General features: G+C 54.7%; 24 protein-coding genes. 11 read left to right on the top strand and 13 right to left on the bottom strand.

Annotated elements, in window-relative coordinates:
- Positions 1-70: 70 nt before the first annotated feature.
- Positions 71-1,264: a multidrug effflux MFS transporter gene (locus tag PanJK_RS05790; RefSeq protein WP_256696591.1), complete on the top strand. Its 1,194-nt coding sequence runs from the start codon at positions 71-73 to the stop codon at positions 1,262-1,264.
- On the opposite strand, the gene dadX is transcribed toward PanJK_RS05790, so the two are convergent.
- The gene (gene dadX, locus PanJK_RS05785; RefSeq protein WP_265297960.1) at positions 1,257-2,327 is read right to left on the bottom strand and encodes a catabolic alanine racemase DadX; all 1,071 of its coding nucleotides are present in this window, start codon (positions 2,325-2,327) and stop codon (positions 1,257-1,259) included. The genes PanJK_RS05790 and dadX overlap by 8 nt on opposite strands.
- A 21-nt stretch (positions 2,328-2,348) precedes the next feature.
- A complete protein-coding gene (locus tag PanJK_RS05780) occupies positions 2,349-3,650 on the bottom strand; it encodes a D-amino acid dehydrogenase (RefSeq protein ID WP_265297957.1) in 1,302 nt (433 codons plus the stop codon).
- 494 nt (positions 3,651-4,144) lie between these two features.
- On the opposite strand from PanJK_RS05780, the gene PanJK_RS05775 reads away from it, so the two are divergent.
- The gene (locus PanJK_RS05775; RefSeq protein ID WP_265297954.1) at positions 4,145-5,680 is read left to right on the top strand and encodes a SpoVR family protein; all 1,536 of its coding nucleotides are present in this window, start codon (positions 4,145-4,147) and stop codon (positions 5,678-5,680) included.
- 37 nt (positions 5,681-5,717) lie between these two features.
- Here the strand turns inward: PanJK_RS05775 and fadR are convergent, their stop codons facing one another.
- The gene (gene fadR / locus PanJK_RS05770; protein ID WP_008110376.1) at positions 5,718-6,437 is read right to left on the bottom strand and encodes a fatty acid metabolism transcriptional regulator FadR; all 720 of its coding nucleotides are present in this window, start codon (positions 6,435-6,437) and stop codon (positions 5,718-5,720) included.
- A gap of 319 nt (positions 6,438-6,756) precedes the next feature.
- Here fadR and dsbB point away from each other — a divergent pair, with 319 nt between their 5' ends.
- The gene (dsbB, locus tag PanJK_RS05765) at positions 6,757-7,287 is read left to right on the top strand and encodes a disulfide bond formation protein DsbB (protein ID WP_154156351.1); all 531 of its coding nucleotides are present in this window, start codon (positions 6,757-6,759) and stop codon (positions 7,285-7,287) included.
- A gap of 40 nt (positions 7,288-7,327) precedes the next feature.
- On the opposite strand, the gene PanJK_RS05760 is transcribed toward dsbB, so the two are convergent.
- The 3 genes from PanJK_RS05760 to PanJK_RS05750 form a co-directional block, all read right to left on the bottom strand.
- A complete protein-coding gene (locus tag PanJK_RS05760; RefSeq protein WP_008110381.1) occupies positions 7,328-7,774 on the bottom strand; it encodes a YcgN family cysteine cluster protein in 447 nt (148 codons plus the stop codon).
- Between the two features lie 64 nt (positions 7,775-7,838).
- Positions 7,839-8,498, bottom strand: coding sequence for a fumarylacetoacetate hydrolase family protein (locus PanJK_RS05755; protein ID WP_265297949.1), 660 nt, complete (start codon positions 8,496-8,498; stop codon positions 7,839-7,841).
- Between the two features lie 267 nt (positions 8,499-8,765).
- On the bottom strand, positions 8,766-9,041 hold the full coding sequence (locus PanJK_RS05750) for a YcgL domain-containing protein (protein WP_007889664.1): 276 nt from the start codon (positions 9,039-9,041) through the stop codon (positions 8,766-8,768).
- Positions 9,042-9,194: 153 nt separating this feature from the next.
- Between PanJK_RS05750 and minC the strand changes: the two genes are divergently transcribed.
- From minC to minE, 3 genes are read left to right on the top strand one after another with little or no spacing between them, the layout of a single operon-like run.
- The gene (minC, locus tag PanJK_RS05745) at positions 9,195-9,905 is read left to right on the top strand and encodes a septum site-determining protein MinC (protein ID WP_256696593.1); all 711 of its coding nucleotides are present in this window, start codon (positions 9,195-9,197) and stop codon (positions 9,903-9,905) included.
- A gap of 33 nt (positions 9,906-9,938) precedes the next feature.
- Positions 9,939-10,751 (top strand): septum site-determining protein MinD, encoded by an 813-nt coding sequence (gene minD / locus PanJK_RS05740; RefSeq protein ID WP_007889662.1) that lies wholly within the window; start codon positions 9,939-9,941, stop codon positions 10,749-10,751.
- 3 nt (positions 10,752-10,754) lie between these two features.
- Positions 10,755-11,024, top strand: a complete 270-nt coding sequence (gene minE / locus PanJK_RS05735) for a cell division topological specificity factor MinE (protein WP_007889661.1) — start codon at positions 10,755-10,757, stop codon at positions 11,022-11,024.
- A gap of 55 nt (positions 11,025-11,079) precedes the next feature.
- On the opposite strand, the gene rnd is transcribed toward minE, so the two are convergent.
- The 5 genes from rnd to PanJK_RS05710 form a co-directional block, all read right to left on the bottom strand.
- Positions 11,080-12,201 (bottom strand): ribonuclease D, encoded by a 1,122-nt coding sequence (gene rnd / locus PanJK_RS05730; protein ID WP_265297939.1) that lies wholly within the window; start codon positions 12,199-12,201, stop codon positions 11,080-11,082.
- 98 nt (positions 12,202-12,299) lie between these two features.
- Positions 12,300-13,976 (bottom strand): long-chain-fatty-acid--CoA ligase FadD, encoded by a 1,677-nt coding sequence (gene fadD, locus PanJK_RS05725; protein WP_265297936.1) that lies wholly within the window; start codon positions 13,974-13,976, stop codon positions 12,300-12,302.
- A gap of 208 nt (positions 13,977-14,184) precedes the next feature.
- A complete protein-coding gene (locus tag PanJK_RS05720; protein ID WP_265297934.1) occupies positions 14,185-14,778 on the bottom strand; it encodes a Slp family lipoprotein in 594 nt (197 codons plus the stop codon).
- A gap of 60 nt (positions 14,779-14,838) precedes the next feature.
- Positions 14,839-15,537 carry a tRNA (adenosine(37)-N6)-threonylcarbamoyltransferase complex dimerization subunit type 1 TsaB gene (gene tsaB / locus PanJK_RS05715; RefSeq protein WP_265297931.1) on the bottom strand — a complete coding sequence of 233 codons (699 nt, stop codon included), beginning with the start codon at positions 15,535-15,537 and terminating at the stop codon, positions 14,839-14,841.
- Between the two features lie 52 nt (positions 15,538-15,589).
- Positions 15,590-17,500, bottom strand: coding sequence for an ATP-dependent DNA helicase (locus PanJK_RS05710; RefSeq protein WP_265297929.1), 1,911 nt, complete (start codon positions 17,498-17,500; stop codon positions 15,590-15,592).
- A gap of 124 nt (positions 17,501-17,624) precedes the next feature.
- Between PanJK_RS05710 and PanJK_RS05705 the strand changes: the two genes are divergently transcribed.
- On the top strand, positions 17,625-17,969 hold the full coding sequence (locus PanJK_RS05705) for a RidA family protein (RefSeq protein ID WP_061718729.1): 345 nt from the start codon (positions 17,625-17,627) through the stop codon (positions 17,967-17,969).
- Positions 17,970-17,983: 14 nt separating this feature from the next.
- On the opposite strand, the gene PanJK_RS05700 is transcribed toward PanJK_RS05705, so the two are convergent.
- Complete coding sequence (locus PanJK_RS05700; protein ID WP_008110398.1) at positions 17,984-18,181, bottom strand: YoaH family protein; 198 nt, start codon at positions 18,179-18,181, stop codon at positions 17,984-17,986.
- Positions 18,182-18,291: 110 nt separating this feature from the next.
- Here PanJK_RS05700 and pabB point away from each other — a divergent pair, with 110 nt between their 5' ends.
- The 4 genes from pabB to PanJK_RS05680 all read left to right on the top strand — a co-directional run bounded on the left by pabB (position 18,292) and on the right by PanJK_RS05680 (position 23,673).
- Positions 18,292-19,650: an aminodeoxychorismate synthase component 1 gene (pabB, locus tag PanJK_RS05695; protein WP_265297924.1), complete on the top strand. Its 1,359-nt coding sequence runs from the start codon at positions 18,292-18,294 to the stop codon at positions 19,648-19,650.
- Position 19,651: 1 nt separating this feature from the next.
- Positions 19,652-20,221 carry a CoA pyrophosphatase gene (locus tag PanJK_RS05690; protein ID WP_265297922.1) on the top strand — a complete coding sequence of 190 codons (570 nt, stop codon included), beginning with the start codon at positions 19,652-19,654 and terminating at the stop codon, positions 20,219-20,221.
- A 305-nt stretch (positions 20,222-20,526) separates the two neighbouring features.
- The gene (locus PanJK_RS05685) at positions 20,527-21,891 is read left to right on the top strand and encodes an L-serine ammonia-lyase (protein ID WP_265297919.1); all 1,365 of its coding nucleotides are present in this window, start codon (positions 20,527-20,529) and stop codon (positions 21,889-21,891) included.
- Positions 21,892-22,110: 219 nt separating this feature from the next.
- Positions 22,111-23,673: an EAL domain-containing protein gene (locus PanJK_RS05680; protein ID WP_265297916.1), complete on the top strand. Its 1,563-nt coding sequence runs from the start codon at positions 22,111-22,113 to the stop codon at positions 23,671-23,673.
- A gap of 48 nt (positions 23,674-23,721) precedes the next feature.
- Here PanJK_RS05680 and PanJK_RS05675 read toward each other — a convergent pair whose 3' ends face one another.
- Complete coding sequence (locus PanJK_RS05675; RefSeq protein ID WP_008110408.1) at positions 23,722-25,287, bottom strand: TerC family protein; 1,566 nt, start codon at positions 25,285-25,287, stop codon at positions 23,722-23,724.
- Positions 25,288-25,444 lie beyond the last annotated feature (157 nt).

Raw genomic sequence — 25,444 nt, 5'->3', positions numbered from 1 at the left:
TTTTATCCCTTTCTTTTTCCCCTCAGAGTCATTACCCTTCCGGATTGTTTAACAGGTCGTTCGGTTCGTAATGCAAAAATTCACCTTAATTCTTCTTAGCCTGGTGCTGCTGGCGCCGCTGGGCATTGATCTTTACCTCCCTACATTGCCGCAAATCGCCGAAGGTCTTAACAGCCCGGTGAGCCTTATCCAGATCACGATTCCCCTGTTTTTATTGGTGATGGGCATCGGCCAACTGATTACCGGTCCGCTGGTGGATAACTTTGGTCGCAAGCCGATCGCATTGATTGGACTGGCGCTTTATATCGTTGGCAGCGCGATTGCCGCCACCAGCACGCTGTGGCCGGTGTTCTTCCTTGCGCGCATCATTCAGGGCTGCGCCGTGTGCTGTACAGCGGTGGTGGCATTCAGTGGCGTGCGCGATCGTCTCAGTGGCGAAGATGCCGCACGCGCTTACGGCTTTCTCAATGGTGCGCTGAATATCGTACCTGCGCTGGCACCGCTGCTTGGCGGAATTCTGGCTGAAGCCTACGGCTGGCGTATGCCGTTCTGGTTCCTGTGTGGCTATGCGGTGGTGATCGGCTTGATCGTGATGCTGTGGCTGCCAGAAACGCGTCCAGCAGACACATTGCGCGTGAAAGGTTTACCGCTGGCGCAGTACGCTGCCATCGCCCGTGAACCGCGCTTCCTTGCCTTTGCTTTTGCCAATGCCGGCGCGCTGGGCATGGTGCTGACCTATGTGTCGCTAGCGCCACACGTGCTGATGACCGAAGGCGGCCTGACGCCGCTACAATTCTCCTTTGCCTTTGGCGCCAATGGTTTTTGGATCATGCTGGTTAGCGCTTTCGTGAACAAAACCATTCGCAAAGCGGGACGTCCATTCTGTCTGGCGATGGGTTTCGCCACCATGTTGATCGGCGCGATTCTGTTGATGATGGGCACCACGCTATTACCGGCAGCGTGGCAAAACCATTGGTCGCTGTACATGATTCCCGTGGCGGTTTCCGTTGCTGGTCTCGCGTTCACGGTTGGTCCTGCCACCAGCTACGCGCTGGAGCCGTATCAGCAGCAAGCGGGCGTGGCCTCAGCACTGCAGGGATTTATTCAGATGGCGTGTGGTGCGGGTGGCAGCATGGCAATCGTGGCATTACCTGTTGCGGAAAAATCATCACTGGCACTGATGATGCTGCTGGGTGCAGCGCTGGCCATGATCGCCTGGCGCTGCAGCAAGAAGATGCACGGTCGTGTGACCGCGCTTAAATAACCTCAACCGGTACGCGTGGCGCGAGCGCACACATCAGCTCGTAGCCCACCGTCCCGGCGGCTTTTGCCACCTCATCGATCTTCACCTGATTGCCCCACAGCTCAACCTTCGAACCGATGCCGGCCTGCAGGCAAGGTTCCAAATCGATCATCATCATGTCCATGGAGATGGCGCCCAGCGTTTGCGTGCGGATGCCATCTACGCTGACTGGCGTGCCGGTTGGCGCATGACGCGGATAACCATCGGCGTAACCGCAGGCGACAATACCAATGCGCTGCGGGCCGCTGGCGTGATAGCGATAACCGTAGCCCACGCCTTCACCGGCATTCAGCTGCTGCACACCAATGATTTCGCTGCTGAGCGTCATCACCGGTTGCAATCCGGTGCTGGCGATATCCTGCCAGTCGCCGCTCGGTGACGCGCCATAGAGAATGATGCCGGGACGCACCCAGTCAAAATGCGCTTCAGGATGCCACAGCGTAGCTGCTGAGTTAGACAGGGAACGCGGACAACTGAGCCCTTCCGCCGCCCGTTCGACGCATTTCATCGGCTCAACCAGACCTTGCGGATTCTCTGCATCGGCAAAGTGCGCCATCAACGTCATTTCACCGACGTTCGGCAAAGCACGCAGTTTCTTCCACGCCGCATGCGCCTGCTCAGGACGGAAACCAAGTCGATTCATGCCGCTGTTGATTTTGAGGTAAACATCGACCGGTGCCGACAGCTGCGCTTTTGCCAGCGACTGAATCTGCCAGTTGCTGTGTACGCTGGTGGTGAGACGATAGCGATCGATCAGCGCTAAATCGTCAGCATGGAAGAAGCCTTCCAGCAGCAGGATCGGCTTTTTCCAGCCCTGCTCGCGCAGCAAGATCGCCTCTTCCATATTCAGCAGCGCAAAGCCGTCGGTTTCGGCCAGACTTTGCCACACGCGGGCCACACCGTGACCATACGCATTGGCTTTCACCACCGACCAGACGCGTGATTGCGGTGCTGCCTGGCGTACGACAGCCAGATTATGACGCAGTGCCTGTTGATTGATGGTGGCACCGGTTGGACGTGACATGCTTCTACTCTCCCTGAGGTCTCAGCGCGCCGCGCTGGCGTTACGCAGCGGCGAAGAATGTGGCTCAAAACCTGGCAGGTAGCGCAGCACTGACAAATCATCTGCGGCAATCGCCGGTTTATGACCGGAAATTAAATCAGCCAAAAGCTGACCGGAACCACAAGCCATGGTCCATCCCAACGTACCGTGCCCGGTATTGAGATAGAGATTGGAGAGCGGCGTGCGCCCGACAATCGGCGTACCGTCTGGCGTCATTGGACGCAATCCGGTCCAGAACGTGGCCTGTTCGACAAATCCGCCTTCAGGATAGAGATCGCGGACCACCATCTCCAGCGTTTCGCGTCGTGCCAGCAACAGTTTGGTGTTAAAACCAACAATTTCTGCCATGCCGCCCACGCGAATGCGATCGTCAAAGCGCGTGACGGCCACTTTGTAGGTTTCGTCGAGGATGGTGGAAACCGGTGCAGCGTCAGCGTTCTTAATGGGGATGGTCAGCGAATAACCCTTCAGCGGATAAACCGGGATGGCGAGAATGTCTTTCAGCAGCGCGGTTGAATAGGAACCGAACGCCACCACGTAAGCATCGGCTTTAATCACCTCATCGCCACACTTCACGCCATAAATGCGATTGCCCTCGCGCAGCAACTGATCAACCGACGTGTTGTAGCGGAAGGTCACGCCCGCCGCCGCAGCCATTTCTGCCAGGCGCTGAGTAAACAGCTGGCAGTCGCCGGTTTCGTCGTTAGGGAGACGTAAACCGCCGGTGAGTTTATGCGCCGTCGCCGCCAGCGCGGGTTCGACATTTTTCAGCTGATGCGCTTCCAGTAACTCATAGGGAACGCCCGCATCGCGCAGCACGGCGATATCTTTGCTGGCGCTTTCGAACTGTTGCTGCGTACGGAACAGCTGCAGCGTGCCGCCCTGACGACCTTCATAGGCGATGCCGGTGCTGGCGCGCAGTGTTTTCAGGCAGTCGCGGCTGTACTCCGCGATACGCACCATGCGGCTTTTATTCTCTTGATAGTGCTGCATGTCGCAGTTACGCAGCATATTCCACATCCATTCCAGCTGGAACTTACTGCCATCGAGACGAACCGCCAGCGGCGCGTGACGCTGGAACATCCATTTGACCGCTTTGAGCGGAACGCCCGGCGCCGCCCAAGGCGCGGCATAGCCCGGTGAGATCTGCCCCGCATTACCGGCGCTGGTTTCCAGCGCGGCGGCAGGTTGACGATCGATGACCGTGACCTCATGTCCGGCCTGCGCCAGATACCAGGCGCTCGCCACACCAACGACACCACTACCAAGAATTACTACGCGCATAAGCCCCTCGTCGCAGCAAAAGAATAATTAACTATTAACCAAGCCCAAGACAGCATAACCCGACCGCCACTCAAATCTTACATTCGACCGACTTATTTCACATGTTTTTTACCTGACTGCACACTGAAATCATGCAACAGAGGCAAAATCAGGATTTTTTATGCCTTAAATCCCTTAATCAGCCATTTATTATGTGGAAGGCAGCGGTTTTGACTTTTTTCAGGAGAAAGCGCCGCATTCATACAATCCACTTATAAACAGAGCATTATTCTAACAAGAAGAATAAAACCAACATTTATAACAAGTATCGACTTAACTACCGCTTTTTGAATGATTTTCTACCAAAAGAATTCGATTGAGATTCAGTTTCGGATAGGCGACAGTGGACTATCATTGAAGTGTTCGCTCAGTTTTATTGGGCCATCTTTACTCAGGATGAGGCCTTAAACGATCGTGACAGGTAATTCCTGCCGCTTGCAAAACAGAGGTGCGCTATGACGACAATCTTTGACGAGCCAACCCGCAACAGTAAACGACTCAGTGATGGTCCCGACTGGACTTTCGAACTGCTGGATGATTATCTGGCGGAAATTGACCGCGTAGCCAAAAGTTACGGACTGGAAACCTATCCGCACCAAATTGAAGTGATCACCTCAGAGCAAATGATGGATGCCTACTCCAGCGTAGGTATGCCGATCAACTATGCACACTGGTCGTTCGGCAAGAAATTCATCGAAACGGAACAGCGTTACAAGCACGGTCAGCAAGGCCTGGCGTATGAGATCGTCATCAACTCCAATCCGTGTATTGCCTATTTGATGGAAGAGAACACCATGACCATGCAGGCGCTGGTGATGGCGCACGCTTGTTACGGTCACAACTCTTTCTTCAAAAATAACTATCTGTTCCGCAGCTGGACCGATGCCAGTTCTATCGTGGATTACCTGCTGTTTGCGCGAAATTACATTACCGACTGCGAAGAGCGCTACGGCGTGGAGGAAGTTGAGCGGCTGCTCGATTCCTGCCATGCGCTGATGAACTACGGCGTGGATCGCTATAAACGTCCGCAGAAAATTTCGCTGCAGGAAGAGAAAGCGCGCCAGCAGAGCCGTGAAGAATATTTGCAGAGTCAGGTGAATACGCTGTGGCGTACGCTGCCGCGTAAAGAGAAGGAGTCGGTACACGTTGAGGCATCGCGCTACCCTTCTGAACCGCAGGAAAACCTGCTCTATTTCATGGAAAAAAATGCGCCGCTGCTGGAATCCTGGCAACGTGAAGTGCTGCGCATTGTGCGTAAAGTTAGCCAGTATTTCTATCCGCAGAAACAGACGCAGGTCATGAATGAGGGCTGGGCTACGTTCTGGCACTACACCATCCTCAATCATCTGTATGACGAAGGCAAAGTGTCGGAACGCTTTATGATGGAGTTCCTGCACAGCCACACCAACGTGGTGTATCAGCCGCCGTATAACAGCCAGTGGTATAACGGCATCAACCCGTATGCGCTGGGCTTTGCGATGTTCCAGGACATCAAGCGTATCTGTCAGACGCCAACCGAAGAAGATCGCTACTGGTTCCCGGACATTGCCGGTTCGGACTGGCTGAAAACCCTGCATTTCGCCATGCGCGAGTTTAAAGATGAGAGCTTTATCAGCCAGTTCCTGTCACCAAAAGTGATGCGTGATTTCCGCTTGTTCACGGTAATGGATGATGACCGCAACAATTTCCTCGAAATTGCAGCGATCCATGATGAAGCGGGTTATCGCGCCATTCGTCAGCAGCTGTCGGCGCAGTACAATCTCAGCAATCTTGAACCGAACATTCAGGTCTACAACGTGGATTTACGTGGCGACCGCTCACTGACGTTGCGTTATGTGCCGCAACAGCGTGCGCCGCTCGATAAGAGCCGCAAAGAAGTGTTGAAGCATGTGCATCGTTTGTGGGGTTTTGATGTGATTCTGGAGCAGCAGAACGAAGACGGCAGCGTCGAGTTGCTGGATCGTTCACCCGCGCGCGGCCCAACGCTATAAAGCAAAAAAACCGGACTGATGAGATCCGGTTTTTCTTTTATCGCTTGCTGGCTAAATCGTCCGGCATGCTTTTCTGCATCTTGTGCCAAATCTCACCGCTGCGACGACCGTATTCACGCACGCTGTCGACAATCTGCTCCTGCGAAGGGTTAGCCACGCATAGATCAGCCAATTGGCGATAGAAGTTACGCGCCAGTTCTCGCGCTTCCAGGCTGGAGAAATAGTGACGACCAACGCGGGTATACAAGCCTTTCAGCCCGTTCAAAATCAGACCATAAATCGGGTTGCCCGAGGCAAACGCCAGGCCACGGAACACGCGATAATCCAGCTCGGTATAGGCTTCGGCTTTATCCTCCTCGATCAGCGCATTCTCCAGCACTTCACGCGCTTTTTCTGGATGATGACGCAGCGCACGGCTGATAAAAATCGACGAGATGTTGGTGCGCACCGACAGCAGATTATCAATCAACTGAGGAACGCTATCGTGATCGAGTCGGGCCAGAGTTTCGAGGATGTTTAAACCGGAGGTTTCCCAGAAATCGTTAACGCGCGTCGGTTTGCCATGTTGAATGGTCAACCAGCCATCACGCGCCAGTCGTTGCAACACTTCGCGCAACGTGGTGCGTGTTACGCCAATCAGTTCAGAAAGCTCACGTTCGGCAGGTAGAATGGATCCCGGCGGAAAACGACTGTTCCAGATGCTTTCAATAATATACTCTTCAGCAAATCCCGCGGGGCTCTGCGCCTTAATCACCATAGCATTTATTTCTCGTTGCTTTCTTTAACGTATTGCGACTCATCATACCAGAGCGGCTATAGCGGAAATAGCCTGCCAACCGATTAAAAGCGCGCGCTGGCGCAAAATTCAGCCGTGAATACAGAGGAAACTTTTTGGCCGGGCACACGTTTGCATTGTGCCTGCGGCTTGCATTTATCGAATGACGCGACTGGCAGGATCTTTTTGGCCTTAACGCGACTTAAGTCATTTTTGTACATGATTTTTTCCCGTTACCTGGCTGGCACGGTTGCGCTTTTGGTTTACACTGCGAAACATTAACGGTTACAGGAAAAGCAATATGTTGCGATATTTGAATCAATGCTCGCGTGGACGTGGTGCCTGGCTTCTGCTGGCCCTGACGGCGTTGGCGTTTGAATTGACGGCGTTGTATTTTCAGCACGTAATGGGGCTGCAACCCTGCGTAATGTGTATTTATGAACGTTGCGCGCTGTTTGGCGTGATGGGCGCCGGCATTGTGGGCGCTATTGCGCCGAAAACCCCGCTGCGCTGGGCGGCGATCCTCATCTGGATCTACAGCGCGATTGAAGGTACGCGCCTCTCTTACGATCACACCATGATTCAACTGCATCCCAACCCGTTTGTCACCTGCGACTTTGCCGCGCGTTTCCCAACCTGGTTGCCGCTGGATAAATGGTTGCCTTCTGTATTCGTAGCGAGCGGTGATTGCGCTGAGCGCGGCTGGACCTTCCTGACCTGGAGCATGCCGCAGTGGATGATCGTGATTTTTGCCGCTTATCTGCTGGTGGCGCTGCTGGTGCTGATTGCACAACCGTTCAAACCGAAACGCCGCGATCTGTTCGGACGTTAAGCACAAACAAAACAGGCAGCCTTGGCTGCCTGTTCTATGTTTAACCGTTGCGATCCGGTCGATCGATAATATGCTCTTCCCAATCCCGCACTTCACTCTCCCGCACCGCAATAAAACGCACGGAAATGCGCTGCGCATGCATCGCCTTTTTAGAACCGGCGATCAGCGGATGCCACGCCGGCAAGGTTTTGCCTTCTCCTAACACACGATAGGCGCAGGTACGCGGCAGCCATTCAAAACTAGTGAGATTTTCACGCGTCAGCTTGATGCAATTCTCTTCCAACTCAAAACGATGCTCGTAGTTACGACACTGGCAGGTTTTGATATTCAGCTGATTGCAGGCCACGTTGGTGAAGTAAATTTCGTCAGTGTCCGCATCCTGCAACTTATTCAGGCAACATTGGCCGCAGCCGTCGCACAGGGATTCCCACTCTGCGTCGTTCATTTGGTCAAGGCGTTTAGTCTGCCAGAAAGGTTGTTCAGTCATGATGGCGGTCCGGGTTAGCAAAGAGACCGCACCTTATAAAGGTTCAGGTGCGGTGATGCAAGTTTTACAGAACGCGCGTCGAAATACCGTGACCGGCCAGCGTGATTTCCAGCTTATCGCCAGAGCGCATTGGGCCAACGCCCTCTGGCGTCCCGGTCAGCACCACATCGCCCGCGCGCAGCGTGAAATACTGGCTCATATAGGCAATCAGCGGCAGAATTTTGTGGATCATATCAGCGGTCGTGCCGTGCTGACGCACTTCACCGTTAACGACAAGCTTCAGTTCGGTGTTCTGTGGATCGCCGCTAAACTCAGAAACGGGAATAAAACCCGACAGCGGACACGAGTTATCGAAACCTTTGGATTTTTCCCACGGTTGCCCCGCTTTCTTCAAACCGGCCTGCACGTCGCGTAAGGTCAAATCCAGCGCGACGCCATAACCGGCAATCGCCTTCGCCACGTGCTCTTCGCTCGCCTGCTTCAGCGTCGAGCCAATCAGCACCGCCAGCTCCACTTCATGATGCACTTCACCAAAATTTGCCGGAATCGACAGCGGCTGGCGCAGATCGCACACCGCAGTTTCCGGTTTGATAAACACCACCGGTTCGGTTGGCGTGGCACTCCCCATTTCCTTTATGTGCTTCGCATAGTTGCTGCCGACGCAAACCACTTTGCTGACCGGATAATCCAACAGAGCGCCCTGCCAGATACGATGCTGATACATGCTATTCCCCTGCTTTGGTTGTGTTTGCCGCCAGTGCATCTGGCGATGAAGTCTGGCTCAGTGCCGGAACGCGGCAGGCTGAGGTGAAATATATTAACGGGTTTATGGCGGCTGGCGTGGCGGAAATTGTCAAAAGTCGTTAATCGTATACAACAAAATCAGCTAAACGCTTTGAAAATTGCCCGCAATAAAGGGTTAAAGCGGGCAGTTAATTAACGCAAATAGCACTGATTATTTCTACAGGATATATTTACAGATGAATCTGAATTAATCTTTTTTACCCTGATCGAGATGAATGTTGAGCAGACTTTCAACCGGCGGTGGAATTTGCAAATAATAGCCGTGTTCGCTTAAACCTTGCTTAACTTTATTGATATCCGCGTTAGCCAGCTTGTCACGCTTATCCAGAGATAACACCATTGCCAGCTGGGGTTTGCCGAAGCCACGCAGCAGTTCTTCTGGTACCCGTGAAAAATCGTCTTTTTTTTCAACATACAGATAAGTCTGTTCACGTTGCGGGCTTCTGTAGATCACACAAAACATATTTTTTACTCGAATTAACCGATGGCGTCACTTGCCTGAATATAGCAGTAACTATAACATGCTTGCAGAACTTCGAATATTGACCGTTTGATGTTATTGCCGATTTTATCGGCGTACATTTAAGGGTCGTAAAACAGGACTGAGTCAGCACAGATGTCGCAAACGCCAATCGAATTCAAGGGAAGCAGTTTTACCCTGTCAGTCGTTCATCTGCATCATTCGCAACCCGAGGTGATTCGTCAGGCGCTACAGGACAAAATCGATCAGGCACCTGCCTTTTTGCTGAATGCGCCGGTGGTGCTGAATGTGTCAGCGTTAACTGGCGACATTAACTGGAAACAGATGCAACAAGCAGTAATGGCGACCGGTCTGCGTATCGTCGGTGTCAGCGGTTGCAAAGATGAAGCCCTGAAAAAAATGATTGCCCGCGCAGGTTTGCCGGTACTTTCGGAAGGTAAAGAGAGCCGCAAACAAGCCTCGGCTCCCGTCATTGAAGCCGCGCCGGTTGTTCCAGCGGTGATCGCTGAAGCCGCCAGCAAAACCCGCATCGTTAATACGCCGGTGCGTTCGGGCCAACAGATTTATGCGCGTAATGCCGACCTCATCGTTACCAGCAGCGTCAGCGCCGGTGCCGAGCTGGTCGCCGACGGCAACATTCACATTTACGGCATGATGCGCGGTCGCGCGTTGGCCGGTGTCGGCGGACAACGCGACAGCCAGATTTTTTGCACCAACCTCGCCGCAGAGCTGGTCTCTATTGCCGGGGAATATTGGATGATGGATCACATTCCGGCGGAATTCTTTGGTAAAGCGGCGCGTCTGAGTCTCAAAGATGGCGCGCTGACCATTCAGACACTTAATTAAGCCCCTTTTCTTTCGTTAAGGAAATCAACATTTATGGCACGCATTATTGTAGTTACATCGGGTAAAGGGGGCGTTGGCAAGACCACGTCAAGCGCGGCCATCGCCACCGGCTTAGCGCAGAAAGGCAAAAAAACCGTCGTCATCGATTTCGATATCGGCCTGCGTAACCTCGATTTGATCATGGGCTGTGAACGTCGCGTGGTGTATGACTTTGTTAACGTCATTCAGGGCGATGCGACGCTGAACCAGGCGCTGATTCGCGACAAGCGCACAGAGCAACTCTACATTCTCCCAGCTTCTCAGACGCGTGATAAAGATGCGCTGACGCGTGAAGGCGTTGAGAAAGTGCTGAACGACCTGGCGGCGATGGAGTTCGACTTTATCGTCTGCGACTCACCAGCAGGTATCGAAACCGGCGCGCTGATGGCGTTGTACTTCGCCGATGAAGCCATTATCACCACCAACCCGGAAGTCTCTTCAGTACGTGACTCCGACCGTATTCTTGGCATCATCTCTTCGAAATCCCGTCGTGCAGAGAACAGCCAGGATCCGGTGAAAGAGCATCTGCTGCTGACCCGTTACAATCCTGGCCGCGTTACCCGTGGCGATATGCTGAGCATGGAAGATGTGCTGGAAATTCTGCGCATTCCACTGGTTGGCGTCATCCCGGAAGATCAATCTGTCCTGCGCGCCTCAAACCAGGGTGAGCCGGTGATCCTCGACGCAAACGCTGACGCCGGTAAAGCCTATGCTGATACCGTAGATCGCCTGCTTGGCGAAGAACGCCCCTTCCGCTTTATTGAAGAAGAGAAGAAGGGTTTCCTTAAACGCCTGTTCGGGGGATAACCAATGGCATTACTTGATTTCTTTTTATCCCGTAAGAAGAACACAGCCAATATAGCCAAGGAAAGGCTGCAGATTATCGTAGCCGAACGCAGAAGGGGCGACAGTGAGCCCCACTATCTGCCGCAGCTGAAGCGCGATATATTGGAAGTGATCTGTAAATACGTAAAAATTGACCCGGATATGGTGACCGTTCAGCTGGATCAGAAAGGGGATGATATCTCCATCCTCGAGCTCAACGTAACGCTGCCGGAGCCGGAAGACGTTCCTAAATGATTAAAGCGGTTTCCTGATTTTCCCCTGCGGTATTACGCAGGGGAAAATGCTCGCGTCAAAGTGCCTGCAGAATCTCGTCGATACCCGCTTTCAACAAATCGCCCCGCCAGCCTGTCTGCAATTCAGGAGTGCGCGTCGCGGTTTTCAATCCCCAATGTACACTCAGCACCTGATTAATCTGGCGACGTGATGCCAGCAGTTCCTGACTGAAACCACTCTCTTCACTCACCTGTTGCACCAGCGCTTTAATGGCTTTGAACGCCTGCTTGTAATGCGGATGATCGATCAGATTAGGCAGCGGCGCTGGCAAAGTCGCTTCATCCTGCGCCTGCGCTTCCGCCACCAGCGCTACCATCGCTTTACCGTGGAAGCGGATTTCATGGCCGTTCAGACCTAAATGATCCAGCTCACCAAGGCTACCTGGCATAAAGCGCGCCACTTTCCACAGATTCTCTTCACGTACCACGAAGTTCACCGCCATATCTTTTTGTCGGGCGATGTTTAAACGCCATGCCGCCAGTCGCTGCAACGCCGCCAACTGACGCGGACGCAGTTGCCACGCATTGGTGATATCGCGCCAGGCTTCTTCCGGCTGCAGCATATCCAGACGACGCTGGCACAGCAAATTGCATTCGCTTAACGCTGCCGCCATGTTGCCCGCTTCCTCGGTTTGCGCCACCAGCTGATGGGCAATCGGCAGCAGATAGGCGACATCGGCGGCGGCATATTCACATTGACGCTCGGTCAGCGGACGCGCCAGCCAATCGGTACGCGACTCACTTTTATCCAGCTCGATCTGGTTGAAATGCATCACCATCGAGGCAAAGCCCCACGACAGCGCCTGGCCGCTAAAGGCCGCCAGAATTTGCGTATCAATCATCGGATCGGGCAGGCATTTAAAACGATGCAGGAACACTTCCAGATCTTCGCCACCGGCGTGCAGGAATTTGGTGACCTGCTTGTCCTGCAGCAGCGCCACAAACGGCGTCCAGTCACTGATATTAAGCGGATCGATCAGGATCAATTGGTCGCCATCAAACAGCTGAATCAGGCCAAGCTGCGGATAGTAAGTGCGGGTACGCACGAATTCGGTGTCCAGCGCCACGGCGGCGTGCTGGCGTGCCTTCTCGCACACGGCGGCCAGTTGGTCATTTTGGTCGATCAGGGTGTAATTCACGTTGTATTTCTCGCTGCGGCAAACTACGCGCAGCGCTCCATGTTAAAAGCAATAAAAACGCCGGTCTGAGCCGGCGTTAACCTGAGGAGAATGGCGCGTTACTGCCCTTCTCGCTTCGCCTCATCACGCAATTCGCGACGCAAAATTTTGCCCACGTTGGTCTTCGGCAACTCGTCACGAAACTCGATAATCTTCGGCACTTTGTAGCCGGTGAGCTGGCGACGGCAGTGATCCAGCACCTCTTCTTTGGTCAGTGAGGGATCTTTCTTCACGATGCACACTTTAACCGCTTCGCCCGACAGATCGCTGGGAACGCCAATCGCCGCAGCTTCACGCACTTTTTCGTGCTGCATCAGCACATCTTCGATCTCGTTAGGATACACGTTAAAGCCTGACACCAGAATCATGTCTTTCTTACGATCGACGATGCGAATAAAGCCTTCGCTATCAACGGTAACAATATCACCGGTATGCAGCCAGCCATTTTTCAGCACTTCATCGGTCGCATCGGCGCGCTGCCAGTAGCCAATCATCACCTGCGGACCGCGAATACACAACTCGCCCGGTTCGCCTGGCGCTACATCCTTGTCTTCATCATCAACGATGCGCACATCGGTGGACGGCACTGGCAAACCAATGCTGCCAGTGTGACAGGTAATGTCATACGGATTCACTGATACCAGCGGCGAACACTCGGTCAGGCCGTAACCTTCCAGCAGATAGTGTCCGGTGAGTTTTTCCCAGCGCTCGGCGACCGCTTTTTGCACCGCCATGCCGCCGCCCGCTGACAGGCGCAGCGTGGAGAAATCGAGTTTATTGAAGTTAGCATCATTCAGCAGCGCATTGAACAAGGTGTTCACGCCGGTGATGGCGGTAAACGGAAACTTGCTGAGCTCTTTGACAAAGCCGGGAATATCGCGCGGATTGGTAATCAGCAGGTTGGTGCCGCCAAGGTCAAGGAACAGCAGGCCGTTCACCGTCAGCGCAAAGATGTGATAGAGCGGCAGCGCGGTCACCACTTGCTCTTTGCCCGGACGCAGCAGCTTGCCGTAAGTGGCTTTGGTCTGTTCCAGATTGGCCTGCATATTGCGGTGCGTCAGCATCGCGCCTTTGGCCACGCCAGTGGTGCCGCCGGTATATTGCAGGAAGGCGAGATCGTCATTGGTCACGGTTGGGCGTTGATAGGTCATCTGTTCGCCCTGCGACAAGGCGCTGCGGAACGGCACCGCGCCCGGCAGGTGGTATTTCGGCACCAGCTTTTTCACGTATTTCACGACGAAGTTTACCAGCGTGGCTTTCACTGGCGCCAGCTGATCGCCCATACGCGTTAACATCACATGCTTGATCGGCGTTTCGGCCACCACTTTTTCCAGCGTGTGGGCAAAGTTCGAGACGATGACAATGGCGCTGGCACCGCTATCAACTAACTGATGCTTGAGTTCACGCGGCGTGTAGAGCGGATTGACGTTCACCACCACCATGCCAGCGCGCAATACGCCAAACAGCGCGACGGGATATTGCAGCAGGTTTGGCATCATCAGCGCCACGCGATCGCCCTGCTTCAAACCTAAACCTTGTTGCAGCCAGGCGGCAAAGGCGCGGCTCTGCTTTTCCAGCTGCCGGTAGGTCATCGGTTGGCCCATATTAATGAAAGCCACCTGATCGGCGTATTGCTCTGCTGCGTGCTCGAAAAGATCGACCAGAGAAGCGTATCGATCCGCATTAATTTCCGCAGGGACATCTGCCGGATAGCGTTTGAGCCAAACCTTATTCAAAGAATCACCCCGATAATCTTGTTGCGTAGCCATCGCCGCCTCGACAATCAATGTTGTTAACAATATTTTAACTGATTGTACCAGTTTGCCTGTTTCGGCATTTTCAGGTTGCGAAGCGCATCACTAAATTTCGCGCATCGGTTGCGCGCCCAATAAAAAGGCCCGTTCGCAAGCACCGCGACCGGGCCGTAAAATAGATTTTAAAACTTTATTCAGTAAGGATAGTTTGCACCTGCGCCGGTTGGCCAAGGTTCATGCCCCAATAGGGATTCGGTCCCCAATATCCCGGACGATGGCGCGTTGGGCCATACCAGATATACGGATCAATCGGCTGCGGCGGCGTCATCACCTGTTGCGTCAGATGCCAGCGCTGATAACCGCGCACATCGATCACCACAAAATTGTAGCTGGCCTTACCAATATCCCCTTTCTCAATGCCTTTGATGTTGCCCAGCACCGTGATGTATTGGTTGTTCAAATCGACCGGATCGACAAAGCCGCGGATGTCGGCAAAGATGCGGCCAACCGAGGCGGCACCCAAACGCGGACGCGCGCTCTCATCCAGCGGTTGCGTCGCAATCTCCACGCGTGTTAAGCCGCTAAGATTGGTGACCTTCACCACTTTCCCGCCGAAGCGTGCTTCCTGGCCGACAAACAGTTGCGGCGCGTTCATCACGCGCAGTAAATCTTGCTGTGGAAGCTCAGAACTTCCTTTAATTGAATCTGGCACCGAAACACAGCCGCTGAGCAGCATTGCGCAGGCTAACAGAGCGCCAGACATCCCTTTACGACTTATTGGCATAGCACTTCTCCTGTTATTTCTCTGATTAGACTGAGCTCGCGAAGATAAGTTGCGCGCGACTTAGCGGCCGGGCAACTTTTTCCATGCCACTTCATTGCGCAGATAAACCGGCTCGGCATTCTCTACCGCGACTGCTTCGTCACGTTGCCAGGCGCTGAGCGCCAGCGGCAGCATATCTTCGGCGGCAGGTAATAACACCTCTGAAGCAATAAGCTGCGCGCCTGGCGAGGTCAACAGATGCGGATAGGCTTGCCAGCCGGTGCCAACGGCAGTCCATTCGCCGCTTAATGCCGCAATACGTTCCTGTGCTACTTCGGGTTTGATCACCGCTTCGGTTTCCGCACCCAGCCATTCGCCGTTTTCGTCACGCAGATATTCAGCCCAATAGAGTTCGCCCATACGCGCGTCAATCGCCGCCAGTACGCGCGTCGCGCCGGTCAAACGCCACGCGCCCTGCGCCATGGTGGCTAATGAGGAGACGCCGATCATCGGCAGATTCGCGCCAAGTGCCAGCCCCTGAGCAATACCAATGCCGATACGCACACCGGTAAAACTGCCCGGACCCCGGCCAAAAGCCAGCACGTCAAGCGCGGTCAGCTCCAGCTGCTGCGCCTGCAACAGCTCCTGCACCAGCGGCAGAATACGTTGGGTATGATCGCGCGGGGCGATTTCAAAGCGGGCATCAATCTGCTGCAGGTTTTGCAGCGCGGCAGAACAGGCTTCTGTCGCCGTGTCCAGGGCTAAAATTCGGGCGGACATAACAACCTCAGAGAGTCAAAATGGCGCGCATCTTATCACAGCCTGGCACAAATTAGTGATCCGCAGGCTGACGGACAAATTCGATGGCGCGTGCAATATCGCGGGTGCGCGGCGTGGGCGGCAAACTGTTGAGGAACAGGCCGCCGTAAGGACGTGAAACCAGACGCTGATCGCAAATCACCAGCACACCGCGATCTTCCGTGTCACGAATCAAACGCCCCACGCCCTGTTTCAGGGTGATCACCGCATCGGGCAATTGCACATCATTAAAGGGATCGCCGCCGCGCAGGCGACAATCTTCCATACGTGCTTTGAGCAGCGGATCTTCCGGTGAAGTAAACGGCAGCTTGTCGATGATCACCAGCGACAGCGCATCGCCGCGCACGTCAACACCTTCCCAGAAGCTGCTGGTTGCGACCAGCAGCGCGTTACCGGCTTCGAGGAACTGCTTCAGCAGCTGTCCTTTACTGGTCTCGCCCTGCAGCAGCACCGGCAAGGTCATCGAAGCACGAAACTCGATGGCTAACTCGCGCATCATCTTGTGCGAGGTGCAAAGGAAGAAGCAGCGGCCTTTGTTGGCATCAATCAGCGGCTTCATCATGCGCGCCAGCTGGCGAGCGCCGCCGGGATGATTGGGTTCCGGCATATTGCGCGGCACGCACAGCAGCGCTTGCTGAGTGTAATCGAATGGGCTGTCGAGAATCATGGTAGTGGCGTTATCCACGCCAAGACGGCTGGAGAAATGGCTCATCTGCTCATTCACTGCCAGCGTGGCAGACGTGAAAATCCACGCCGCTTTGCGGTTATCCATCACTTCCCGGAAGCGTTCCGCCACCGACAACGGCGTCAGCGCCAGGGTGAAATGGCGGCTGTTGCACTCATACCAATAGCTGAAGCCCGGCTCATCAATGGCGCGCAGACGTTTCAGGCGCGTGCGATACAGCGCCGCGCGCTCAAAGGCGGCATCAAGCAGCGCGGAACGCCCTAGCGACAGTTTGATCACGTCGTAACAGAGTTCGAGCGCATCATCCAGCAAGGTAAACATGCGCATGATGTTATTGTCGCTCAGTAGATCGCGCAGATTGCCGCGAAAGCCAGGTTCGCCAAGCATCAGTCGGAAATCCTGCGCGCACTGCGCCAGGCGATCGGCAGATTTCTGCAGCTGCTGCACATCCCGCACTTCGGTGCGATAGGCAATGATGATGTCTTTGGCGAGGTCCTGCAGTTGGCGGCTCGACAGCTGCTGACCGAAATACTGGCTGGCGATATCGGGCAACTGATGCGCTTCATCGAAGATCATCACATCGGCCTCTGGGATCAGTTCGCCGAAGCCGCCCTCTTTCACCACCAGATCGGCGAGAAACAGATGATGGTTCACCACCACCACATCGGCATCCATGGCTTTTTTGCGCGCTTTGACCACGAAGCAATCTTTGTACAACGGGCAATCGCTGCCGAGGCAGTTATCGTTGGTGCTGGTGACAAAGGGCCAGATCGGACTGTCTTCGGCCACGCCGTTGCAGTTGCTGACGTCGCCATCGGTGGTTTCTGACGACCAGCCGCGCACGCTGATCAAATCGCCCAGCGCCTGAACGCTAAGATCGCCGCCGGTTTGATTCTGCTGCTCAAGACGTTCAAGGCATAAATAGTTGGAGCGCCCTTTCAGCAGCGCGGTTTTGCCGCTGAACTTCAGGGCACGCGCGATGGTGGGCAGATCGCGGTTATAGAGCTGATCCTGCAATGCTTTGGAGCCAGTAGAGACGATGACTTTTTTCTTCGCCCGCAACGCTGGCGCCAGATAGGCATAGGTTTTACCGGTTCCGGTGCCCGCTTCAACCACCAGCTCGCCGCCTGTTTTCACCGCCTCGGTGACCGCTTTGGCCATTTGGCGCTGTGCTTCACGCGGTTTAAAGCCCGGAATTGCCTGCGCCAGTGCGCCGTCAGCTGCAAAATCGTCTGCCACACTTCCTCACATCAAAAATAAAAACCACTGTAATTATGTCAGGATTCCCGGCGGGCAACCACAACAGATGACATACGCCCCTGGGATATGGCAGGCTAGCGCAGCAAAATCAAAGGAGAACAGCATGACCATTACGCGTATTGATCCGGAACACCGCATGTCGGAAGCCGTGGTGCATAACCAAACCGTCTATTACACCAGCGTACCGGAAAATCTGGATGAAGATGCGGAAGCGCAAACTGCCAATGCGTTGGCCGTGATTGACGCCATTCTGACGCGCGTGGGATCGGATAAGAGCAAGATCCTCGACGCCACCATTTTCCTGGTGGAGAAGAGTGACTTCCCGGCGATGAATCGCGCCTGGGATGCGTGGGTTTCGCCGGGCAATGCGCCGGTGCGTTGCACCGTGCAGGCCGGTTTGATGAACCCGAAGTATAAAGTCGAAATTAAAATCATCGCCGCGCTGTAAAATCCGTTTGGGCGTTATTCGTTGTCGTCTTCTTCATCCTCGTCGTCTTCGAACATCGCCCGAATCGCTTCACCTTTGTAGGTTTGACGAATTTCCTGCGCCACTTGCGCAATCGCCTGTCCGCTCGACATACCGCCCGCCATTAATTCCTGGATGCGTTCAACCGCTTGCTGCTGTTGTTCGTGGGATAACGCTGGAAGACCTGTAAACATAATTCACTCCTGGTGCATGGGGGACGCATTATTACCACGTGGAACAAACGGGTGCCAGCAACAAAAAAATATGTCAGGCTAGCGACCTGCTTGCTGAAGTGATTTGTCCCATGATGGTAAAAAGCCTCGTTCTGAAGTATACGCCCGAAACGCTGTTAGACCTTTTTGCTCCGCTAGCCCACCAACGCTGGGCGATGTTGCTGACCTCCGGCCAGGCCGATCATGCGGATAATCGCTTTGATATCCTCACCGCCGATCCGCGCGCGACGCTGACCACACGCGGTGCCAGCACCGAAATTATCTGCGGTGAGGATGTCATTCACTCCGCCGCCGATCCGCTGCTGCTGGTGCAACAACAATGTGCCGCGCTGGGTGTCACGCCGGCTTTTGATGCCGGGTTACCGTTTCAGGGCGGCGCCCTCGGCCTGTTCGGTTACGATTTAGGACGACGCTTTGAAGACCTGCCGCAGCGCGCGCTGCAGGATCTCACCACGCCGGATATGGCGGTAGGCATTTATGACTGGGCGCTGATCGCCGATCACCATCTGCAACAACTGACGCTGGTTTCGCTCACCGATGCAGAGCAGCGCTGGCACTGGCTGCAAGCACAAACCGCGCCGCCCGCCGAGCCTTTCGCCTTGACCAGCGAGTGGCAATCCAACCTCAGTTATGACCAGTATGCGCAGCGCTTCCACGCGGTGCAGGCCTATATTCAAGCCGGTGATTGCTATCAGGTGAATCTGGCGCAGCGTTTTCAGGCGGGCTATCGCGGTGATGAGTGGCAGGCATTTTTGCGTCTGACGCAGGCGAATCGCGTGCCGTTCAGCGCCTTCCTGCGTTTGCCGGACAGCGCGCTGCTGAGTTTATCGCCAGAGCGCTTCCTCGCTTTACAGCAGCAGGAGATTGAAACACGTCCGATTAAAGGCACTTTGCCGCGTCTTGCTGATGCCGAGGCCGACCGTTTGCAGGCAGAGAAGCTCGCCAACTCGCAGAAAGATCGCGCTGAGAACCTGATGATTGTCGATCTGCTGCGCAATGATATTGGCCGCGTGGCCGTGCCCGGCAGCGTCAGCGTACCGGAACTGTTCGTGGTTGAACCTTTCCCGGCGGTGCATCATCTGGTCAGCACTGTACGTGCACGTTTGCCTGAGACGCTGAGCGCAACCGATCTGCTGCGTGCTTGCTTCCCCGGCGGTTCTATCACCGGCGCACCGAAGATCCGCGCGATGGAGATCATCGAAGAGTTAGAGCCGCATCGCCGCAATGCGTGGTGTGGCAGCATCGGCTACATCAGCCTGTGTGGCCGTATGGATACCAGCATCACCATTCGCACGCTGATTGCGGAAAACCACCAGCTTTACTGCGCCGCCGGTGGCGGATTGGTGGCGGACAGCGACCTTGATGCCGAATATCAGGAAACCTTCCATAAGGTGAACCGTATTTTGCCCAGCCTGCGTGATGGGACCTGAAATGAATTTAACCCTTGAGCAGTTCCTCAGCCGCTTTGTCCTGCAACCGCCGCTGCATGCGCCGAAAAGTGCCATCAGCGGACGCCGTGCGGCGGTACTGGTGCCGGTGATCGACGGCGCAGAACCTGGCTTGCTGCTCACGCGTCGCTCATCGCACCTGCGTAAACACGCGGGACAAGTGGCATTTCCCGGCGGCATGCAGGATGCCACTGACGCGTCATTGATCCACACCGCGCTGCGTGAAGCACAGGAAGAAGTGGGAATTCAACCGGAGCAGGTGCAGATCATTGGCGTTCTGCCGCCGGTAACCAGCAGCACCGGTTTCGCCGTGACCCCGGTGGTGGGCATTATTCCAGCTGATTTAGCGTTGCAGCTTAATGCGGAAGAAGTGGAAAGCGCCTTTGCCATGCCGCTGGCGGAAGCGCTGCGCCTGAGCCGTTACAGCGATCTCACCTTGCGGCGCGGTCATCGCCAACATCAGGTTTGGTTATCCTGGTATGAGGATTACTTTATCTGGGGCATGACCGCCGGGATTATTCGTGCGCTCGGTCAACAAATCGCCCTGCCGTAAATCTCCTAATGCTTTTGAGTGGGCTCTGACACATCTGCTGCGCCTCTGGCAAATGTGCCTTCTTCAATAACGCGCACTCGTCGTCGGCATAACTATCCATCAATGTGCTCAAAACTCACCGCTTCGTTAGCCTTTCGCCAGAAAAACCGACCCACTTCACAACTGGAGAAACGGATAACTATTTCTGTGGTTTATAATTAGTTTATTTCATGCGAAAAGCTGCTCGTTATCCGGCATGGGCGATTACTATTAGCCGCATAAACGGCTTCTGCCGTACAGAATAAGATTTGTGAGGAGTGTCACCGGTGATTAGTGTTTTTGACATGTTTAAAGTGGGCATCGGCCCATCCAGTTCACATACCGTCGGTCCGATGAAAGCGGGCAAGCAGTTTGTGGATCTGCTGGCCGAACAAGGCATATTGCAGGACGTGACGCGCGTGGCGGTCGACGTCTACGGTTCGCTGTCGCTCACTGGCAAAGGTCACCACACCGATATCGCTATTATCATGGGCCTGGCGGGTTTCGAACCGGCCACCGTGGATATCGACGGCATTCCCGCGTTCATCAAAGACGTGGAGCAACGCGAACGTCTGCTGTTAGCCAACGGCGCGCGCGAAGTGGACTTCCCTCGTGAAGGCGGCATGGTGTTCCGCAGCGAAAACCTGTCACTGCATGAGAATGGCATGACGGTGTTCGCTTTCGCTGGCGATCTATTAATTCTGAGCAAAACCTACTATTCCATCGGTGGCGGTTTCATCGTTGATGAAGAGCATTTCGGCCAGCCGGTGCTGAACGAAGTTTCTGTGCCGTGGCCGTTCCACTCTGCTAAAGAGCTGCTCAGCCATTGTCGCGAAAGCGGTCTGTCGCTGTCGGGTTTGGTGATGAAGAACGAACTGGCGCTGCATACTCGCGACGAGATTCACGCCTATTTTGGTCATGTGTGGCAAACCATGCAGGCCTGTATTGATCGCGGTCTCAATACCGAAGGCGTGCTGCCGGGCCCACTGCGCGTACCACGTCGCGCAGCTTCCTTGCGCCGCCTGCTGGTTTCATCTTCTAAGCATTCGAAAGATCCGATGGATGTGATCGACTGGGTGAACATGTTCGCGCTAGCGGTCAATGAAGAGAATGCGGCCGGTGGCCGTGTGGTGACAGCACCCACCAACGGTGCCTGCGGCATCGTGCCGGCGGTGTTGGCCTATTACGATCACTTTATCGAACCCGTTACGCCCGATATCTTTATCCGCTACTTCCTCGCCTCTGGCGCTATTGGCGTGCTGTACAAAATGAACGCCTCTATTTCGGGTGCCGAAGTGGGTTGCCAGGGCGAAGTCGGCGTGGCGTGCTCCATGGCGGCGGCCGGTCTGGCGGAACTGCTCGGCGGCAGCCCGGAGCAAGTGTGTGTCGCGGCGGAAATCGGCATGGAGCACAATCTGGGATTAACCTGCGATCCGGTCGCCGGTCAGGTTCAGGTGCCGTGCATTGAGCGCAACGCCATCGCTTCCGTGAAAGCCATCAACTCCGCGCGCATGGCGCTACGTCGCACCAGTGAACCGCGCGTGTCGCTGGATAAAGTGATTGAGACCATGTACGAAACCGGTAAGGACATGAACGCCAAATACCGTGAAACCTCACGCGGCGGATTGGCGATTAAGGTCCAGTGCGACTAATACTCCGCTGATGATTAAAGCAACAGTTGACTATTTTTCTGCATCTGTTGCTACCTCCAACTGAGTAAACCAGATACATTGATTTTGCGCGCGGCCCTTTGTGGCCGCGCTTTTTTTAGTGCCGTATTTTTTATTCAGCCGCGCTAAACCTGGCCGCCTCAATGCCGATAACCTACACGTTAATTTGGCTTCAATCTTTGTTTTGCAAGGTGGTTACTGATGCTCATTCCCCAGCAATTTGTGGGTCAATTTCGCCGTAAGCGACTGCTTATTGCGTTAGTGATCGCCTCGCTGGTTCTGGTCCTGACGCTAACTTTTCGTTATATCGAAGAGAAATCGCGCATTGAGCAGCAGTCGCTGAATTTCGCCACCCGCGCGATTGAACGTTTTGATCGCATGTTCTCGCCGCTGGATGTTTCCGCCAACAACACGCTTGGCCTGGTTGGCGTACCTTGCGCGCAGGTGCGCTATCCGCTGATTGAGAAAATTGCCGCGCTGCAAACCGTGCGCACCGTGCTGTTGGTTCAGGACGATACGCTTTACTGCTCCAGCATTTTCGGCCCGCAAAACCTCTCCTTCAGCCAAACCTACCCTGAGTTAGCCATCAATAATCAGCGCATGATGTTAGCCACGGATAATGATCTGCTGAAAGGATCGCCGGTGCTGCTGCTGTGGACGCCAAAATCGCTGGATAACCGCGAAGGTCTGCTGCAAGTCATTAATATTGAGTTGATGACCAACTATCTGCTCGAGCCGCAGTTGCCGTGGGTGGAGCGCGCGATCTTTAACGTCGGTGGTCAGAGCCTTGAATACGGCAATCCGCTGATTGAGCAAACCGAACCGTCTGAAGATGAAGTGGCTTACGATCAGGCATCGCTGCGTTATCCGTTCAGCATCACCTTGTACGGCCCTTCACCCGCCTGGCTGGCGCTCAACACGCTGCCTTCTCAGTTGCCGCTGGCGCTGATGCTGAGCTTGCTGATGGGTTACATCGTCTGGCTGGCGACCGCCAACCGTATGAGTCTCAGCTGGCAGATCAGTTATGGCATCACCGCTAACGAATTTATGGTCTATTGCCAGCCGCTGATTAACGCCAAAAGCGGCGAGTGTGACGGCATGGAACTGCTGCTGCGCTGGCATAACCAACGTCAGGGCTGGATTGCGCCGGACGTGTTTATTCCGCTCGCCGAGCGCCAGAACCTGATCGCGCCGTTAACCCGCTTCGTACTGGCGAAAGTGGTGGATGAGCTGCCCAACCTGCCGCAATGTCCGTCGTTCCATATTGCGATTAACGTTGCCGCCAGCCATTTCCGCGATCGCGCCATTGTGGAAGATCTGCAAAATATCTGGTGGCCCGCCAATCCGATGCCGAAACTGGTGGTCGAGCTGACGGAGCGTGATGCCCTGCCGATTATCGATCAATCGGTGGTGTCGCAGCTGCATGAGATTGGTGTGCGTCTGGCAATTGATGATTTCGGTACTGGCCACAGTTCGCTGGCTTACCTGAAAGACCTCAAACCGGACGTGCTTAAAATCGACAAGATTTTTACTGCCGCCATTGGCACCGACGCCATTAACGCGACCGTGACCGATATGGTGATCTCGCTGGCGCAGCGCCTGAATATTTCGCTGGTGGCGGAAGGTGTGGAAACTGCGGAACAGGCGCACTATTTGCGTGAGCGCGGCGTTGACCATCTGCAAGGCTATTTCTACGCGCGTCCCATGCCGATTGAAGATTTCCCGCAGTGGCTGGAGCAGCATCAGGCGCAGTTAAGCGCATAAAAAAACGGCCACTTATGTGGCCGTTTTTACTCGCATCAATCAGCTTACTTACTCGGCGTGTTCTTCGTGATCGAATGGCTTATCTTTGGTCACGCGCACCAGGTCGATACGGTAATCGGTCGCCTCAATCACCTGGAAGTGCAGCGGCGGCAAATCAATCACCTCGCCCGGCAGCGGCAGCTGGCCTTTCTGCGCAATCAACAAACCGGCTAACGAAGCGTGATCTTCATCGGCCTTCACTAACTCGTGATGATCCAGCAGCTGTTGCAGCGAGTGCAGATCGGTACCGCCCTTCACTAACCAACCGTCGCCATCGGCAATGATATCTGGCGTTTCATCTTCATCCGGGAACTCACCGGCAATCGCTTCCAGCACGTCCAGCGGCGTGATTAAGCCCTGTACCACACCAAACTCGTTGGTAACAATCACGAAGCTACCTTTGGCACGACGCAACACGCCCAGCAGATTGATTGGGTCCAGCGTTTCCGGTACCACAATCGCCGGGGTATTAGCAGCAAAGGTTGCCACATCCATACCGTGTTCCAGCGCCACCAGCAGCTCTTTAGCACGCACCACGCCAATGATTTCATCCAGCTCACCACGACACACCGGGAACAAACTGTGTGGCGTATCCAGCAGCTGAATACGGATTTCATCCAGCGGGCGCGAAACATCCACCCACGAAATGTTACCGCGCGGCGTCATGATGCTGCGGATTGAGCGTTGCGATAACGTCAATACGCCGTTAATCATGTAGCGTTCTTCGTCTTTAAACGCTTCCTGCGGCATCGCTTCGGTCAACGAGGTTTCTTCCGTGGTCGTCGCTTGCTTACGCTGGCGTCCGCCCATCAAACGCAAGATCGCTTCGGCGGTGCGTTCACGCATCGGGCGATGTTCCTGATGCTTAATAAAGTTACGGCGCGCAATCTGGTTAAACAGCTCGATGATGATCGAGAAGCCAATCGCCGCGTACAGGTAACCTTTAGGAATGTGGAAACCAAAGCCCTCGGCCACCAGCGACAGACCAATCATCAGCAGGAAGCTCAGACACAGCACCACCACCGTTGGGTGTGCGTTAACAAAATTCGTCAGCGGTTTTGAGGCCAGCAGCATCACGCCCATAGCGATTACCACCGCAGTCATCATCACCGGCAGATGGTTCACCATACCCACCGCAGTAATCACCGCATCCAGTGAGAACACCGCATCCAGCACGACGATCTGAATCACCACCGCCCAGAAACTGGCGTAGCTCTTATTGCCCTGATGTTCGAGTCCGCGGTTCTCGAGTCGCTCATGCAGTTCCATGGTTCCCTTGAATAACAGGAACAAACCACCGAACAACAAAATTAAATCTCGTCCGGAAAAGCTGAAATCGCCTACGCTGAATAGGGGTCGCGTCAGCGTCACGATCCAGGAGATGAGTGACAGCAAGCCAAGACGCATAATCAGGGCGAGCGACAAACCAATCAGTCGGGCTTTATCGCGCTGCTTTGGCGGCAATTTATCCGCGAGGATGGCGATAAACACCAGGTTATCAATACCGAGAACGATTTCCAGCACGATCAGCGTGAGCAAACCCGCCCAAATTGAGGGGTCGAAGAGAAATTCCATCAATGACTCCTTACCGAACGTGATGGCGTACGAAATTGCATCTGCACCAGAGGGCGAGACGTGGGATCGTTACAGTTGGTGATAACGCTGAAGAGCGTAGAAGCAGGCGCGAAAAAGCGCTGAGAACATGTTGAGCGACGTCGGTGACGGTCCATAA

The sequence above is a fragment of the Pantoea sp. JK genome (assembly GCF_026130245.1).
GTDB lineage: Bacteria > Pseudomonadota > Gammaproteobacteria > Enterobacterales > Enterobacteriaceae > Pantoea > Pantoea trifolii.
Note: the sequence above shows the minus strand (reverse complement) of the source record. Positions and strands in the feature narration are given on the sequence as shown.